Source organism: Nocardia sienata NBRC 100364, assembly GCF_001613205.1.
Classification (GTDB): domain Bacteria; phylum Actinomycetota; class Actinomycetes; order Mycobacteriales; family Mycobacteriaceae; genus Nocardia; species Nocardia sienata.
Map to the genome: position 1 here is coordinate 162,306 of NZ_BDBX01000021.1, position 15,340 is coordinate 177,645.

Annotated in this window: 15 protein-coding genes; 11 read left to right on the plus strand and 4 right to left on the minus strand. The window is 69.6% G+C overall.

Annotated elements, in window-relative coordinates; genetic code table 11:
- The first annotated feature begins 112 nt into the window (after positions 1–112).
- The 7 genes from NS4_RS13750 (at position 113) to NS4_RS13780 (ending at position 5,607) form a co-directional block, all read left to right on the plus strand.
- Positions 113–571: a hypothetical protein gene (locus NS4_RS13750; RefSeq protein ID WP_063059897.1), complete on the plus strand. Its 459-nt coding sequence runs from the start codon at positions 113–115 to the stop codon at positions 569–571.
- Positions 571–1,044 carry a Zn-ribbon domain-containing OB-fold protein gene (locus NS4_RS13755; protein ID WP_063059898.1) on the plus strand — a complete coding sequence of 158 codons (474 nt, stop codon included), beginning with the start codon at positions 571–573 and terminating at the stop codon, positions 1,042–1,044. Before NS4_RS13750 ends, NS4_RS13755 begins: the two co-directional genes overlap by 1 nt.
- Complete coding sequence (locus NS4_RS13760) at positions 1,037–2,107, plus strand: thiolase family protein (RefSeq protein WP_063059899.1); 1,071 nt, start codon at positions 1,037–1,039, stop codon at positions 2,105–2,107. The genes NS4_RS13755 and NS4_RS13760 overlap by 8 nt, the downstream gene beginning before the upstream one ends.
- Positions 2,104–3,258 (plus strand): thiolase family protein, encoded by a 1,155-nt coding sequence (locus NS4_RS13765; RefSeq protein WP_063059900.1) that lies wholly within the window; start codon positions 2,104–2,106, stop codon positions 3,256–3,258. The genes NS4_RS13760 and NS4_RS13765 overlap by 4 nt, the downstream gene beginning before the upstream one ends.
- 188 nt (positions 3,259–3,446) lie before the next feature.
- Entirely contained in the window at positions 3,447–4,646 is a 1,200-nt protein-coding gene (locus tag NS4_RS13770; RefSeq protein WP_063059901.1) for a thiolase C-terminal domain-containing protein, read from the plus strand.
- A 10-nt stretch (positions 4,647–4,656) separates the two neighbouring features.
- On the plus strand, positions 4,657–5,394 hold the full coding sequence (locus NS4_RS13775; RefSeq protein WP_245665366.1) for a TetR/AcrR family transcriptional regulator: 738 nt from the start codon (positions 4,657–4,659) through the stop codon (positions 5,392–5,394).
- A gap of 33 nt (positions 5,395–5,427) precedes the next feature.
- A complete protein-coding gene (locus NS4_RS13780; RefSeq protein ID WP_369690212.1) occupies positions 5,428–5,607 on the plus strand; it encodes a type II toxin-antitoxin system RelE family toxin in 180 nt (59 codons plus the stop codon).
- A 13-nt stretch (positions 5,608–5,620) separates the two neighbouring features.
- Here NS4_RS13780 and NS4_RS13785 read toward each other — a convergent pair whose 3' ends face one another.
- Positions 5,621–7,210 carry an AMP-binding protein gene (locus NS4_RS13785; RefSeq protein WP_063059903.1) on the minus strand — a complete coding sequence of 530 codons (1,590 nt, stop codon included), beginning with the start codon at positions 7,208–7,210 and terminating at the stop codon, positions 5,621–5,623.
- 148 nt (positions 7,211–7,358) lie between these two features.
- Positions 7,359–8,285: a LysR family transcriptional regulator gene (locus tag NS4_RS13790; protein ID WP_063059904.1), complete on the minus strand. Its 927-nt coding sequence runs from the start codon at positions 8,283–8,285 to the stop codon at positions 7,359–7,361.
- 84 nt (positions 8,286–8,369) lie between these two features.
- Here NS4_RS13790 and NS4_RS13795 point away from each other — a divergent pair, with 84 nt between their 5' ends.
- Positions 8,370–9,206: an oxidoreductase gene (locus NS4_RS13795; RefSeq protein WP_063059905.1), complete on the plus strand. Its 837-nt coding sequence runs from the start codon at positions 8,370–8,372 to the stop codon at positions 9,204–9,206.
- Positions 9,207–9,347: 141 nt separating this feature from the next.
- On the opposite strand, the gene NS4_RS13800 is transcribed toward NS4_RS13795, so the two are convergent.
- Positions 9,348–10,943 (minus strand): aldehyde dehydrogenase (NADP(+)), encoded by a 1,596-nt coding sequence (locus tag NS4_RS13800; RefSeq protein WP_063059906.1) that lies wholly within the window; start codon positions 10,941–10,943, stop codon positions 9,348–9,350.
- The gene (kdgD, locus tag NS4_RS13805; RefSeq protein WP_063059907.1) at positions 10,940–11,857 is read right to left on the minus strand and encodes a 5-dehydro-4-deoxyglucarate dehydratase; all 918 of its coding nucleotides are present in this window, start codon (positions 11,855–11,857) and stop codon (positions 10,940–10,942) included. The genes NS4_RS13800 and kdgD overlap by 4 nt, the downstream gene beginning before the upstream one ends.
- A 106-nt stretch (positions 11,858–11,963) precedes the next feature.
- On the opposite strand from kdgD, the gene NS4_RS13810 reads away from it, so the two are divergent.
- The 3 genes from NS4_RS13810 (at position 11,964) to NS4_RS13820 (ending at position 15,208) form a co-directional block, all read left to right on the plus strand.
- Positions 11,964–12,896, plus strand: a complete 933-nt coding sequence (locus tag NS4_RS13810) for a LysR family transcriptional regulator (protein WP_063059908.1) — start codon at positions 11,964–11,966, stop codon at positions 12,894–12,896.
- A 529-nt stretch (positions 12,897–13,425) separates the two neighbouring features.
- The gene (locus NS4_RS13815) at positions 13,426–13,899 is read left to right on the plus strand and encodes an RrF2 family transcriptional regulator (RefSeq protein WP_063059909.1); all 474 of its coding nucleotides are present in this window, start codon (positions 13,426–13,428) and stop codon (positions 13,897–13,899) included.
- A 100-nt stretch (positions 13,900–13,999) separates the two neighbouring features.
- On the plus strand, positions 14,000–15,208 hold the full coding sequence (locus tag NS4_RS13820) for an NAD(P)/FAD-dependent oxidoreductase (RefSeq protein WP_084487202.1): 1,209 nt from the start codon (positions 14,000–14,002) through the stop codon (positions 15,206–15,208).
- Positions 15,209–15,340 lie beyond the last annotated feature (132 nt).

A 15,340-nucleotide genomic window follows, 5' to 3' on the forward strand; every position in this document is an offset into this window, starting at 1 on the left:
CACGATGCCGCTATCAACCGATTCAATCAAGTGATTGACACAGGGCTGCCGCGCGGGACACCATCGACACGCGGTCCAGTGCCGGACCGCGCCCCCGATCGGCAGGAGACCGATGACAGCCGAGTCCCCGGACGCGAGTCTCACCGCGCCCTACAGCATCGAATTCCCGTACAACCGGACGGTCGGCGAGAAGATCGGCACGTTCCTCGGCGGTCTGCGCGACGGCGAGCTGTACGGGGTGCGCACCGCCGCCGGCGCCGTGCTCTGCCCCGCGCTGGAGTTCGACCCGGCCACCGCGGCCCCCACCGGCGAGCTGGTCCGCCTGACACCCTTCGGCACCGTCACCCACTGGACCTGGGTGCCCACCCGGCCCGGCGACGAGATCGCGGCCGACCATTTCGCCTGGGCTCTGATCACCATCGACGGCACCGAAGGTGGTCTCTTCCACGCCGTCGATACCGGCGGCGACCCGTCCCGCCTCGCCGCGGGCCTGCGGGTGGCACCCCGCTGGCGCGCCGAACGGGTCGGCAGTATCCGCGATATCGTCTGCTTCGAACCGGTGGAGTCATGATGAGCACCCTGCCCACGCCCGTGGAATCGTTCACCAGCCCGCACAAGGTGGACTACACCTTCGTCGCCGGAACCGGGCGTTCGACCTTTCTGCGCGGGTTGAAGGAACGCCGGCTGCTGGCCCGCCGCTGCCCGACCTGCGAACGCGTGTACCTGCCCTTCCCCGAGTTCTGTTCGCGCTGCCTGGCCGAGCTCTCCGCGCCGTTCGAACTGGACGGCACCGGCGTGGTGAAAACGTTCTGCGTGGTGAATTTCCCGTTCCCGGGCCAGGTGATCGATCCGCCGTACCTGGTGGCCTATATCCAGGTCGACGGTGCGGACACCACGCTCATGCATCTGATCCGCGACGTCGAACTCGCCGATGTGCACATCGGGATGCGGGTGGAACCGGTGTGGTGCGCCGAGGAGGACCTGGACACATCCATGAACAGCATCCGTTACTACCGACCGGTCGCAGGAGATTCCGATGCGTGATATCGCGGTGGTCGCATTCGCGCAGTCGCCGGGGACCTCCGCCGACCGGCACGACGATATGGCCGAGATCCTGCTGCCGGTGATGCGCGAGGCGCTCGGCTCGGCCGGAATCGATCGCACGGAGGTCGATTTCTGGGCGTCGGGCAGCCACGATTTCCACGAGGGCCGGACCTTCGCCTATATCGAATCACTCGATGCGGTGGGCGCGTGGCCGCCGATCTCGGAATCCCATGTCGAGATGGACGCCGCCTGGGCCGCCTACGAGGCGTGGTCGTGGCTGCAACTCGGCGAGGGCGAGATCGCGGTGGTCTACGGTGTCGGGCGCGGTTCGCTGGCCCACGATCTGGACCAGGTGACCGCCACCCAGCTCGACCCGTACTTCCTGGCCCCGCTGCGGCCGCACCAGGACGCGCTGGCCGCCCTGCAGGCGCAGGCGCTGATCACCGCCGGGGTGCTGGACGAGAAGCAGCTGGCCGAGGTGGTGGTCCGGGCGCGGGCGGGCGCGGTGGGCAATCCGGGCGCGCAGGTGTCCGGGGAGTTCACGGTGGACGAACTGCTGGCCGCGCCGTATCTGGCATCGCCACTTCGCGAACACGACCGGGGTCCGATCGGCGATGCCGCGGCGGTCCTGGTGCTGGCGGCCGGTGATACCGCGCGGCGGCTGGCGCGACGTCCGGCCTGGGTGCGCGGCGCCGACCACCGGATGGACAGTCACTATCCGGGAACCCGCGATCTGACCCGCGTCGACACCGTGACGGTGGCCGCGGCGAAGGCCGCCGAGCAGGCCGGTTTCGCCGCCCGCGAGGTCCAGATCGCCGAACTGCACACCGAGTACAGCTATCAGGAACCGCTGCTGGCGCAGGCACTCGAACTGTCCGGGGCCACGATCAATCCCGGTGGCGGGCCACTGGTCGCCCGGCCCACCACCGCCACCGGACTCATCCGGATCGGCGCCGCGGCACAGCACATCCTGACCGGTCGCGCGGACCGCACGCTCGCGCACGCCACCAACGGGCCCGCGCTCCAGCAGAACATGATCTGCCTATTGGAGGGAGACCGGTGAAACTCGCGGTCGTCGGAATCGGACAGAGCAAACAGGCCAAGAAGCGCAAGGTCACCATCGGCGCGATGGTGCGCGAAGCCGTCGACGAGGCAATGGCCGACGCCGAACTGGAATTCGGCGATATCGACGCCGTCGTGCTGTCGAAGACGCCGGACCTGTTCGACGGGGTGATGAACCCCGAGCTCTACCTCGCCGACGCGATGGGAGCCCGCGGGCTACCGGTGACCCGGGTGTTCACCGGAGGCAGCGTCGGCGGGCACGCCGCCATCTACGGTGCCCATCTGGTGCAGGCGGGCCTGGCACGACGGGTACTGGTTGTCGCGTATTCGAAGGAATCCGAGGGTGATTTCACCTGGGCGCTGTCGCGCGGGCTGCCCTTCAGCGCGCAACTCGGCGCGGGCGCCGGGGCACATTTCGCGCCGGTGATCCGGGAGTACATCCGCCGATCGGAGGCGCCCGAGCACATCGGCTGGCAGATCGCGGTCAACCACCGCCTCAACGCCACCCGTAACCCGTACGCGCATATCCAGTTACCGGATATCACCGTGGAGCAGGTGCGCGAATCCCGGATGCTCTGGGATCCGATCCGTTTTCTCGAGTCGTGCCCGTCCTCGGACGGGTCCTGCGCGGTGGTGATCACCGGGGAGGCCGACGCCCACCACACCGGCCGTCCCCCCGCCTGGATCCACGGCATGTCGTGGCGCACCGAGACCGGCCACTTCGCCGGGCGCGACGAGGTGAATCCCGAGGCCGGCCGCCAGTGCGCCGCCGAGGCGTACCGGCAGGCCGGGATCACCGACCCGGCCCGTGAGATCGATACCGCCGAGCTCTACATCCCCTACAGCTGGTTCGAGCCGATCTGGCTGGAGAACGTGGGCCTGGCCGAGGTCGGCCAGGGCTGGAAGGTGGTGGATTCCGGCCGTACCGCGTTCGGCGGGGAACTGCCGATCAACCCGTCCGGCGGAGTGCTCTCCGGAAACCCCACGGGCGCAACGGGTCTGCTGCGGTTCGCCGAGGCGGCCATGCAGGTACGCGGTACCGCGGGTGAGCACCAGGTACCGGACGCGCGCCGCGCCATCGGTCACGCCATGGGCGGGGCGGCGCAATTCCACGCGCTCTGGGTGGTCGGCTCCGAACCGCCGAATTCCTGACGGGCGCGGGAACGGCGTCACCGGCCCACGCCCCACGGCACGGCCCCGACACCGCACGGCACGACCCGACTCCGCACGGCAAGACCCAGCACGGCAAGACCCCAGCACGACACGGCACGGCACGGCACGGCACGGCACGGGCGAACGCTTCCGCGGACCGTAGGACCGCACAAGACAAGGAGAGAAACATGACCGAGCGGGTATACGTCGCCGGCGTCGGGATGACCAAATTCGAGAAAATCCAGTCCCGGGACTGGACGTATCCGGAGATGGTCGCCGAAGCGGTGGGACAGGCGCTCACCGACGCCGGAGTGGGTTACGAACAAGTGCAGCGCGCCGCCGTCGGTTACGTCTTCCAGCCGTCCACCGCGGGTCAGCGGGCGCTCTACGATATCGGCCTCACCGGTATCCCGATGGTGAACGTCAACAACAACTGCGCCACCGGATCCACGGCGCTCGTGCTCGCCCGGGAGTGGGTGCAGGCCGGACTGGCCGATATCGTGCTCGCGGTCGGGTTCGAGCAGATGACCAGACAGGCGATGTCCGGCGACGGCACGATCCCGAAGGTCACCACGGTGGACCGGCACATGGACACGCTGAAGGCAGCCGCCGGTTTCGGCAACGCGCCGATGACCGCCCAATTCTTCAGCGCCGCCGCGAACGAACACATGCAGCGGTACGGGACCACCCGCGAGCAGCTGGCCCGGGTCGCTGTGAAGAACCATGAGCACTCCACCCGCAACCCGAAAGCCCAGTTCCAGGACGCCTACACCCTCGACCAGGTGCTCGGCGACAAACTTGTGTCGGATCCGCTGACCCGCTCACAGTGCTCCCCCATGTCCGACGGCGCCGGCGCGGCGGTGCTGGTGAGCGAACGCTACGTCCGCGCACACGGTCTCGATCGGGCGGTACCGATCCTCGCCCAGGAACTGGTGACCGATACCGGCGCCTCGTTCGAGTCGGGATCGATGATCGATGTGGTGGGCGCACCCATGGCACGTATCGCCGGCCGGAAGGTACTGGAGACCGCCGGGGTGGGTATCGACGATATCGATGTGCTCGAACTGCACGACTGCTTCTCCATCAACGAGCTGCTCACCTATGAGGCGCTGGGTCTGTGCGGCGAAGGCGAATCCGGCCCGCTGGTGGAGTCGGGCGCGACCACCTATGGCGGCCGCTGGGTGGTCAACCCGTCGGGTGGGCTCATCTCCAAGGGCCATCCGCTCGGTGCCACCGGGCTGGCGCAGTGCGCGGAACTGGTCACCCAGGTGCGCGGTGCGGCGGGCCCGCGTCAGGTGGACGGCGCACGACTCGGGCTCGCCCACAATCTCGGCCTGGGCGGGGCCTGCGTCGTAACCCTGTACGGTGCGCCGGACACGGTCTCCTAGAGTTTCGGTCATGACGAGAAGCCGGGTGCGGACCGGGCGGGAGATGTCCCCGCCCGCCGCATCCCCGCGCCGGGGTCCGGCCGCGGCCCGCGGCGAAGCCCGGCCGGACCCCGGCCCCGGCCACGCCCCCGAGGCCGGCCTCCCCACCGATCAGCGCCTGATCCTGGCCGCCGAACGACTCTTCGCCGAACGCGGAATCGACGCGGTGTCACTGCGTTCGGTGATGGCCGAGGCCGGCGCGAACGTCGCCTCGGTGCACTATCACTTCGGCTCCAAGGACGCCCTGGTCGACGCGCTGATCAGCCGCCGCAGCGAACAACTGCACACCCGGCGCGCCGAACTGCTGGACGCCGTCGAGGCGGCCGGCGCACCCGATGCCCGCGCACTGGCCGACGCCTTCGTCCGCCCGGTGGGCGAACTCGCCGCCGCCGGCGGCACACCGTGGATTCGCCTGGTCGCGGGCATCATGAGCGGTAACCATCCCGCCCTGACCAAGCTCACCGAGGGATTCGCCCCCCAGGCCCTGCGATTCAACGCCCTGCTCGAGCAGACCGCCCCCGGCGTCGCGTCCCGGACCATCCGTTTCCGCCTCACCCAGGCCATGAACCTGACCTTCCAGACCCTCGGCGACCCGGACGGCCTGCGGGGCATGCTGGCGCTCAGCGGAACCCGGCTCTCCCCCGACGAACTGCTCACCGAACTGATCGACACCGTCACCGCGATTCTCACGGGTCCCCCGGATCGCTGAGGTTTTCGTGGCGCGTTACGCCTGCTGGTCGCACTGACCTTGCTGGGTGACGACCCGTACCGGCGGGACGGCGTGGACGTCAAAGCATTGACCGGCCGCCCCGGATTCCGCTTACGGGTGGGCAACTACCGTCTCGTCTACGAGGTCGACGATGGAAAGCTGGTGATCCTGGTGATCTCCGCGAGCCATCGACGAGAGATATACGAACGGTAGTTGCCCAGCGGTCTCAGTTCACCTGCCGACCCTCGCCCCAGTACTGCGCTCGCAGCGCTTTCTTGTCGGGTTTACCGAGCGGGCTGACCGGAATGCTCTCGGCGAAATCGACGGTCTTCGGGGTGTAGACCGCACCCTTGCGGTCCTTCACCAGCGCCTGCAGTTCCTCGACCGGCACCGACTGCCCATCACGGAGGACGACGACCGCCTTGACCGCCTCACCCCACTTGTCGTCCGGCACACCGATCACGGCCGCGGCGCTCACCGCCGGATGCGCCGACAGCACATCCTCGACCTCACGCGGGTACACATTGAACCCGCCGGACACGATCATGTCCTTCTTCCGGTCGACGATGTAGAGGAAACCCTCCTCGTCCTGCCGGGCGATATCGCCGGTGTGCAGCCAGCCGAATTCGGTGGCTTCCGCGGTCTGTTCGGGTTTGTTCAGATACCCGTTCATCACCAGTGGGCCGCGGACACACACCTCGCCCGGTTCGCCCTGGGGCACCTCGTTGCCCTTCTCATCGAGGAGCGCCACCGACAGCCACGGCACCGGACGGCCGCAACTGGCCAGCCGCTCCGGTTTGTTCAGGTCGTGGTCGCCGCGTCGCAGCACCGAGATGGTCATCGGGCTCTCGGCCTGGCCGTAGAACTGGAAGAAGATGGGACCGAACTTCTCGATCGCCTCGGCCAGCCGGGTCGGGGAGATCGCGGAGGCGCCGTAGAACACCGTCTGCAGGCTGGACAGGTCGTACTTGTCGAGGTCGGGGCTGTCCAGCAGCGCGTAGAGCATGGTGGGCACCAGCATGGTGGCGGTGATCTTGTACTTCTCGATCGCCTCGAGCACCTTGGCGGGGTGGAAGTACGGCAGCACCACGATGGAACCACCCTGCTGGGCGGTGGGACCCCAGAACGCGGCGCCCGCGTGGCTCAGCGGGGTGCACACCAGGAACCGGACCTCGTCGGGCCATTCCCATTCGGTCATCTGGATGCGCAGCATGGTGGTGCTGCCGCGGAAGCTCATCTCCACACCCTTCGGCTTACCGGTGGTGCCGCCGGTATAGGCCAGGCTCATGGTCGCGTTGGGATCCACCTGCGGACCGCGCACCCGCTCGGGGGTGAACCCGGCGGCCAGTTCGATGAGATCGGTCCCCGCCTCGGACGGGCCGAACGAGAACAGGTTCCGCAGCCCGGGCACCTTGTCCCGCAACTGCGCGGCACGTTCGTCGAAACCGCTCGGGTCGTAGATCAGGGTTTCCACGCCCGCGTCCTCGAGGACGTAGGCGTGATCATCGAGCGAGCCCATGGGATGCAGCGCCATGGCCCGTGACCCGTTCACATTGTTGGCGCCCTGGGCGAAGATCACCTCAGGCCGATTGGCCGAGAGCACCGCCACCGGGGAGCCCACCCCGAGACCGGCCGAAGCCAACGCCTGGGCGAACCGGCTGATCTGATCGCGCACGTCGCGGTAGGTCAGGGTGGCGTCGTCGATATGGACCGCGGTGCGGTCGGCATAACGCTCGAGAGCTTTGCCCAGCAGGTCCACCGCCAGCGGCTCACGGTGCAGCAGGGCGGCGTCTTCGACGTGCGGTTCAGTGTTCATTCGTCTGCCTTTCGGGCCGGCCCGTCCGAGCGGCCCAGTGAAATCGACCGGCGCTCCGGCGCGGCCCCGGGCCGCGGGCACCGCCACATGGCGCCGCGGCCCGGGAACCACCCACGGGGCTCGCAAACCGCAAAAACTATAACACGTTCTACTTTATTTCCGGGGCAAATCCACCGGACCCGGCCGCCCCGGCGAGAGCGGACCGGCACGCCTCCACATAACCGCGCACCAACGGCCGGATATCGTCACGCCGCCAGGCCAGGGCCAGCTCGCTCGGGCTCACCCCGTGGACCGGCCGCACCACCACGCCCTCATGCGCGACCAGCGGCGCGTTCCCCGCCGCCAGCAGTACCACCCCGTCACCGCCGCGCACCGCTTCGTAGGTCTCCTCGGTACTCGATATCTCACCGCCGATGACCGGGGGCCGGCCGCCGCGCTCGTCGATCGCGAGGAAATAGTCCCGCAGCGTCCGGGCCGATTCCGGGAGTGCCAGGAACGGTTCGTCCAGCAGCTCCGGGAATTCCACGACGTCGCAACGGGCGAGGCGATGGGATTCGGGCAGCGCGACCACCCGCGGTTCGCGCGCCACCACCACCCATTCGTACCGCTCGGCGCCGGCCAGCGGCAGCCAGACGAACGCCACATCGGTGGATCCATCGGCCAGCCCGGCGGTCGGATCGAGCCAGCCGATCTGGCGCAGCACTGGTTTGGCGGCCGGATGGGCCGCCGCGAACCGGGCCCGCACCGCCGGGAGCAGACCGCGGCCCGGACTGGTACTGATACCGATGGCCAGCGTGGCCCGTTGCCCCGCCTTGGCGGCTTCCACATCGATGTACGCCGACTCCCACGCTGCCAGCATCTGCCGCGCATGCGGTAGCAGCGCCTCCCCCACCGGAGTGAGCCGGACCGAACGCCCCTCCCGGTCGAACAGCGGCGCGCCCAATTGCTGTTCGAGCGCCCGGATCTGCTTGCTCAGCGCGGGCTGGGAGACGAACAGGCTTTCGGCGGCGCGGGTGAAATTCAACTGCTCGGCGACCGCCGCGAAATAGCGCAGGTCCCGTCCGTGCACATCCATAACCAACGGTTATCACACCAGCTCTTGGACATCATCTCGGCACGAGGCCAAGATCGTTGTCGGACACGAACCGAGGAGAACGCAATGAGTAATCCGAAGATCTGGCTGGTGACCGGGGCGAGCAGCGGCTTCGGCCGCGCGATCACGCAAGCGGCGATCGAGGCCGGCGATACCGTGATCGCGGTGGCGCGCCGCACCGCGGCCCTCGACGATCTCGTCGCCGCCCATCCCGACCAGGTGGAAGCACTGGCGCTCGACGTCACCGATACCGAGCGCATCGAGACAGTGGTCGCCGATATCGTCGCCCGCTACGGCCGGATCGACGTACTGGTGAACAACGCGGGCCGCACCCAGGTGGGCGCGGTCGAGGAAACCACCGACCGCGAACTGCGCGACCTGTTCGACCTGCACTTCTTCGGACCGGCCGCCCTCACCCGCGCGGTACTACCGCATATGCGCGCCCGGCGCTCCGGCGCGATCGTCATGATGAGCAGCGTCGGCGGGCAGCTGTCGTTCGCGGGCTTCTCCGCCTACAGCGCCACCAAATTCGCGCTGGAGGGTTTCGCCGAGGCACTGACCGAGGAGGTCGCGCCGTTCGGGATCGATGTGCTGGTCGTGGAACCGGGTGCGTTCCGCACCGGACTCTTCGGGCCCGGAGCCGCCTATTTCAGCGCCGAGAACGAGGTCTACGCCGAGACGGCGGGCGCCACGCGGCGCATGGTCGAGACCGGCGACGGCGCCCAGCCCGGCGACCCCGCCAAGGCGGCCGCCGCCATCCGGGCCGCACTGGACGCCGAACGCACACCCCTGCGCCTCCCGCTGGGCGAGGACGCCGTGGACGGGATACTGGATCATCTCGACGCGGTCCGTGCCGAGATCACGGAATGGGAAAAGGTCACCAGGGCCACGGCTTTCGATTGAGCCGCCGCCCGAGTGCACGGCCGGCGGACCGGGGCGGGTGTTCCCGCGCCACCGGTCCGCCACCGATCGGGTACGGCTCGTGCGGCGGGACCCGCCCCGGATCCGCTGGCGGGGGCCGAATTCCGCTCGACGCCCACGGGATCAGTCCCGCGTGACCGCCCCGTCCACCCGCCGCCAGATCCCGAGCGGGTTGTCCGCCCGGATCTCGTCGGCGAGCAGTTCCTCCGGCACGTTCTGGTAGCTCACCGGCCGCAGGAAACGTTCGATGGCCAGGGTTCCCACCGAGGTGGTGGCCGGGGCGGTGGTCGCCGGGAAGGGACCGCCGTGCACCACCGCGTGCCCGACCTCGACACCGGTGGGCCAGCCGTCGAAGAGCACCCGCCCCGCGATCAGCTCCAATTCCCCGAGCAGCGGCCGGGCGATCTCCCGATCGGCGGCGGTCGCGTGCACGGTGGCTGTGAGCTGGCCTTCCAGCTCCCCGGCCAGTGCCAGCAGTTCCGCGGTATCGGCGGCGCGCACGATGATCGAACTCGGCCCGAACACCTCGTCCTGGAGTGCGCGGTCGGCCCGGAAACGTGCTGCGGTAGTGACGAACAGATGCGGGTCACCCGAACAACTGGTCGTGCCCGCGATTCCGGTGGCGGCCAGCCGCACCCCCTCGGTGCCGGCCAGGCGCTCGATACCGGCGGCGAACGACGACGCGATCCCTTTGTTCAGCATGGGCGCACCGGCGGCCGCGCCGATCGCCTCGGTGGCCGCGGCCACGAATTCGTCGGCGCCGGGTCCGTCGGCCAGGAAAACCAGGCCCGGGCTGGTGCACAGCTGCCCGACGCCGGTGGTCAGCGAGGCGACGAATTCCGCGCCCAGGCTCGCGCCGCGTTCGGCCAGCGCGTCCGGCAGTACGAAGACCGGGTTCACGCTGGACATTTCGGCGTATACCGGGATCGGTACCGGCCGGGCCGCGGCGGCCGCGGCCAGTGCCAGGCCGGCCTGCCGGGATCCGGTGAAGCCCACCGCGCGGATATGCCGATCCCGGACCAGCGCGAGGCCGGTTTCCACGCCGCCGTGCACCAGCGCGAAGGTCCCCTCGGGCAGACCGTGCGCCCGGACCGCCGCGAGCACGGCGCGGGCAACCAGTTCGGAGGTGCCCGGATGCGACGGATGCGCTTTGACGACCACCGGTGCGCCCGCCGCCAGCGCCGAGGCGGTGTCACCGCCCGCCACGGAGAAGGCCAGTGGGAAGTTGCTCGCGGCGAATACCGCCACCGGTCCCACCGGGACCCGGCGCTGGCGCAGATCGGGTTTCGGCAGCGGCGTCCGCGCCGGGTCGGGCCGGTCGAGCCGGGCGCCGGTCCAGCTGCCCTCCCGCACCACCTCGGCGAACAGTCGCAACTGCCCGGTGGTGCGGCCGATCTCCCCGCGGATACGCGCCTCGGGCAGGCCGGATTCGGCGATGGCCCGCTGCGCCAGGGCCTCCCCCAGGTTCTCGATCTCCGTGGCGATGCCGTCCAGGAACGCCGCGCGCCGGGCGAAGTCGGTGGCCCGGTATTCCGCGAAGGCGGCCCAGGCCGCCGCCCCGGCCCGCGCGATGGTGGCGGCGTCGGCTTCGCGGAACTCCGGTTCGAGCGTGGCGCCGGTCGCCGGATTCACCGCGCGGAAAGCCCCCGTGGTACCGGGGACCTCGGTGCCGCCGAGCAGGTTCGCGCCGGTGAGGCGTTCGGTTTCGGTACTGGTCATCGGCTCACCTTCTTCACGAGGTCGGCCAGTTCGGCGAGTTCGGTCTCGTCGAGATCGGTCAGCGGGCTGCGCACCGGACCGGCCGGTCGGCCGATGACCTTCATACCCGCCTTGACGATGCTCACCGCGTAGCCGGGTTTGCGATTACGCAGGTCGCAGTACGGGATCACGAATTCGTTCAACGCATTCACCACGAAGGCATTGTCGCCGCGGCGCAGGGCCCGGTAGAAGTCGGTCGCGAATTCCGGGAGGAAGTTGTAGATCGCCGAGGAGTAGGTGGTCACGCCCAGCGCCAGGTAGGGCAGGGCGAACATCTCCGCGGTGGGCAGGCCGCCGACGTAGATGAGCCGGTCGCCGACCCCGGCGTAGATGCGGGTCATCTGTTCGATATTGCCGATACCGTCCTTGAACCCGATCAGATTGGGGCAGCGGTCGGCCAGTTCGGCGACGGCGGATTCGGAGTAGGCGGCGTTGGCCCGCGAGTAGATCACGACGCCCAGATCGGTGGCCGCGCAGACCTGCCGCACATGGTCGACCAGGCCCTGCTGACTCGCCTCGGTGAGGTAGGGCGGCAGCAGCAGAATGCCGCTCGCACCGGCGCGCTCCGCGGCGCGCGCCATTTCGACCGCGGTCGCGGTGCCGTATCCGGCGGGAGCGATGACCGGCAGGCCGTCCGGCGCCTCCTGTACCGCGGCGGTGACCACCTGTTCGACCTCGGCCGGGGTGAGGGAGAAGAATTCGCCGGTGCCGCCCGCGGCGAACAGCCCGGACGCGTCGTACTGACCGAGCCAGGCGATGTTGTCCCGGTAGGCGGCTTCGTCGAACGAGCCGTCGGCGCGCAGATGCGTGACCGGGAAGGACAGAAGGCCGGAGCCCAGCTTCCGGGCGATTTCCTGGGGAGGGGCTGTGGTCATGGCTGTGCGCTCCTGTTCGAGGGTGACCTTCTGCCCTCACCCTAGGAAGCCCTATGATTCACGTCCAACACTGATTACATATCTATCAATACAAGGTCGGTATCGAATGTTCACCTTCGTCCAACTCACCCATTTCGTCGCCGTGGCCGAGGAGTTGCATTTCGGGCGGGCGGCGCAACGCCTGCGGATGACGCAGCCGCCGTTGAGCCGGCAGATCCAGCTTCTGGAGAAGGAGGTCGGCGCGGAACTGTTCGACCGCTCCAACCGCTCGGTGAAGCTCACTCGCGCCGGTCGCGCCTTCCTGCTCGATGCCCGTCGGCTGCTCCAGCAGGCCGAGCGGGCCACCCTCGCGGTGCGCCGGGTCTCGGCCGGAACCGGGGGAGTCCTGCGACTGGGATTCACCGGGGCGAGCGTGCACTCCGGGTTGCCCCGAGTACTCGCCGCGGCACGGACGGCACTACCCGATGTCGATGTGGAGTTACGTGAGATGGTGACCATGGACCAGGTGGAGGCGCTCTCGGAAGGGGCGCTCGATCTGGGTATGGTCCGGCCGCCGATCACCCGGCCGGACCTGACCACCCGCACCCTCGTGCGCGAGGGGCTGATCGCGGCCCTGCCCGCGGATCACGCACTGGCGGCCGAGGCGGGACCGATCCCGGTGACCGCGCTGCACGGCGTGGAGATGGTGATGCACGCGCCGGTCGAGGCGCGGTACTTCCACGACCTGATCACCACCGTGCTGCACGCGGCGGCCGTGATCCCGGTGATCACCCAGTACATGACCCAGATCCACAGCATCCTGGCGTTGGTGAATCTGGGCTGGGGCGTGGCGCTGGTGCCGGAATCGGCCACCGGTATGCGGTTCGACCACGTGGTCTATCGCCCGCTGGAGGGGGTGCCGGCCCAGGTGGAGCTGGATCTGGTGTGGCGCCATGGCAACGAGAACCCGGCCTTCACCCGGCTGATGACGGAACTGGAAGGCGCCGACCACGACTCTTTCGCCGGTCCCGATTCCTTTCCTGTATCGATCCATCCCTAATTGGTGTTGGACCGCAATCCCCCGGGCTCTCTACATTCAGTGCCGTACGGCGAGTCGCCCGGACGACCGGAGTCGGTGAACCTCCGCGGCGAGCGCGTCCGCGCCATCCCACCGATACGCGGGAGCCGTGCCCGGTCGCGGAACCGGCGAGCACCCCGCCGCACTCGCCGTGAGCCGGCGCGCATTCGCCGCCCGCGATGAGGGCGGGCGGCGAAACCGTGCCTTCGATTCCGAGCCACAATTCCCACGGCGACCCGCGATCGAATCCGCCCTCGCGGGCTACGCCGCTTCCCGAGAAGGCCGCCGCGGTGCGCCCGAGGCGAACGGTCCGTCGCCACCCACTCCATCGGCGATCCGGCCGCCCGGTTCGGCCTCGCCACTCATGTCCCCCGCCACCGGGAGAGCGTCGGCCTGCTCACCCCCGCCGCCGGAGTCAGCGGTCGCCGCCGGTCAGGCGCGGTCGTCTCGGGCCGGAAGGTGAGCACTGCGTCCTTGCGACCTCCAACCGGGATAGTTAGTATCCCTTTTTATGAAAATGGGCGAGGGCGTCGAGTGGAGCCTGCACTGCTGTGTCACGCTGACCTGGCTCGACGACCGATGGCCGGTACCGATCGCCCGGCTGGCCGCCTGGTTCGACCTACCGGTGGAGTACCTGAAGAAACGGCTGCAGGCGCTGGTGCGCGCCGGGATTCTCACCTCAACCCCGGGCGTACGCGGCGGTTTCGGCCTGGCCCGGCCACCGGAACGGATCACCCTGCTCGATGTGGTCACCGCCGTCGAAGGCGGGGTGGACCCGTTCCGCTGCACCGAGATCCGGCAGCGCGGCGGCAGCGGGCGCAGCCCGGGTGCGGAGTTCACCCGTCCGTGCGGGATCTCGCAGGCCATGCGCCGCGCGGAACTGGCGTGGCGGCGGGAACTCGCCGCCCAGACCATCGCCGACCTCGCCGCCGAAGCCCCGGCGTCCGCGGCGGAGCGCACCCGGCGCGAATTCACCAACCCCTGATCTCGCGACAGGCCCGGCCCCGCCTACCGGGCGCCGGATCGCCGCGGGTCTCCGATAGAGAAGATTCTCATCCCGATCACCGAAGCCCCAGGAGGATGACATGTCCGGAATCGTCGTGCTGGGTGGCGGTTTCGCCGGAGTGTGGAGCGCCGCGGCCGCGGTCCGGCTCGCCCGCGCGGCGGGACGCGACCTGCCCGTCACCCTGATCGACCCCGGCGACGATCTGGTGATCCGGCCACGCCTCTACCAGCCCGAACCCGACCGCATGCGGGTATCACTGGACCGGATCCTCGGACCGGTCGGGGTACGCCGGATCGCCGGCACCGCGACCGCGGTACATACCGCGCATCGGACCGTGATCGTTGTCGGACGAGACGGCGAGACGCAAGAGATCCCGTGGGAGCGCCTGATCATCGCCACCGGGAGCCGGCTCGTACGTCCCGGCCTGCCGGGTGCCGCGCTGCTCCACAATGTGGATACCCTCCCGGCCGCCGCGGCGCTGGACGCCCATCTGCGCCGGCTCCCGGAGCTGCCGTCCGGCGCGGGGCGCTTCACCGCCGTGGTCGTCGGCGCGGGCTTCACCGGGCTCGAGACAGCGACCGAACTGGTGGACCGGCTCGGCGCGCTCGCCGCGCACGAGCAGGTCCGCGTCGTTCTGGTGGAGCGGGCCGATACGGTCGGGCCCGAGCTCGGCCCCGGCCCCCGGCCACAGATCCTCGCGGCCCTGGCGACCCTGGGTGTGGAGCAACGCCTGGGCGTGAGTCCGGCCGCGCTGGACGCGGACGGCGTCACTCTGTCCGACGGCACCCGGATAGCGGCCCGCACGGTGGTCTGGACCGCCGGGATGCGGGCGAGCCGGGTCACCGCCGATATCCCTGCCGAGCGCGACGGACTGGGCCGGTTAGCAGTGGACGAGCAGCTCCGGGTTCGCGGGGTTCCCGGCGTGTACGCGGCCGGCGATACCGCGGCGGCACACGCCGAGCCGGGACACCCGGTACTGCAGTGTTGCCAGCACGCGCTGCAACTCGGGAAGTTCGCGGGCCACAACGCCGCCGCCGATCTGTTCGGGCTCCCGGCCGTACCGTTCGCGCCGGCGCCTTACGTCACCTGCCTCGACCTCGGCTCCGCCGGAGCGGTTTTCACCAATGGCTGGGACCGGCGGGTGGCCGCGACAGGCGAGGTCGCCAAAGTACGCAAGCGCAAGGTGAACGAGTGGTGGATCTACCCGCCCACCGACGACCCCGGCGAACTGCTGCGCCAGGCAGACTACCGCTTCTCGGTCCGCGAGATCCCCACCCCATATCTCTGAACCGCCGACCGCCGAGTCCCGGCACGCCGGTGGCCGCGGTTCGGCGTCGCGGGAGTTGTTCGAGCCGGGCTACGACTTGCGCGCCTGCGCCTCGGTCGCACTTACGACTCCGCGCAGACCTGGATTCCGACC

Excerpts from the sequence above, each read along its gene's own strand:
- NS4_RS13750 (WP_063059897.1), top strand. The coding sequence starts at position 113 with ATGACAGCCGAGTCCCCGGACGCGAGTCTCACCGCGCCCTACAGCATC.
- NS4_RS13755 (WP_063059898.1), top strand. The coding sequence starts at position 571 with ATGAGCACCCTGCCCACGCCCGTGGAATCGTTCACCAGCCCGCACAAG.
- NS4_RS13760 (WP_063059899.1), top strand. The coding sequence starts at position 1,037 with ATGCGTGATATCGCGGTGGTCGCATTCGCGCAGTCGCCGGGGACCTCC.
- NS4_RS13770 (WP_063059901.1), top strand. The coding sequence starts at position 3,447 with ATGACCGAGCGGGTATACGTCGCCGGCGTCGGGATGACCAAATTCGAG.
- NS4_RS13775 (WP_245665366.1), top strand. The coding sequence starts at position 4,657 with ATGACGAGAAGCCGGGTGCGGACCGGGCGGGAGATGTCCCCGCCCGCC.
- NS4_RS13785 (WP_063059903.1), bottom strand. The coding sequence starts at position 7,210 with ATGAACACTGAACCGCACGTCGAAGACGCCGCCCTGCTGCACCGTGAG.
- NS4_RS13790 (WP_063059904.1), bottom strand. The coding sequence starts at position 8,285 with ATGGATGTGCACGGACGGGACCTGCGCTATTTCGCGGCGGTCGCCGAG.
- NS4_RS13795 (WP_063059905.1), top strand. The coding sequence starts at position 8,370 with ATGAGTAATCCGAAGATCTGGCTGGTGACCGGGGCGAGCAGCGGCTTC.
- NS4_RS13800 (WP_063059906.1), bottom strand. The coding sequence starts at position 10,943 with ATGACCAGTACCGAAACCGAACGCCTCACCGGCGCGAACCTGCTCGGC.
- kdgD (WP_063059907.1), bottom strand. The coding sequence starts at position 11,857 with ATGACCACAGCCCCTCCCCAGGAAATCGCCCGGAAGCTGGGCTCCGGC.
- NS4_RS13810 (WP_063059908.1), top strand. The coding sequence starts at position 11,964 with ATGTTCACCTTCGTCCAACTCACCCATTTCGTCGCCGTGGCCGAGGAG.
- NS4_RS13815 (WP_063059909.1), top strand. The coding sequence starts at position 13,426 with ATGAAAATGGGCGAGGGCGTCGAGTGGAGCCTGCACTGCTGTGTCACG.
- NS4_RS13820 (WP_084487202.1), top strand. The coding sequence starts at position 14,000 with ATGTCCGGAATCGTCGTGCTGGGTGGCGGTTTCGCCGGAGTGTGGAGC.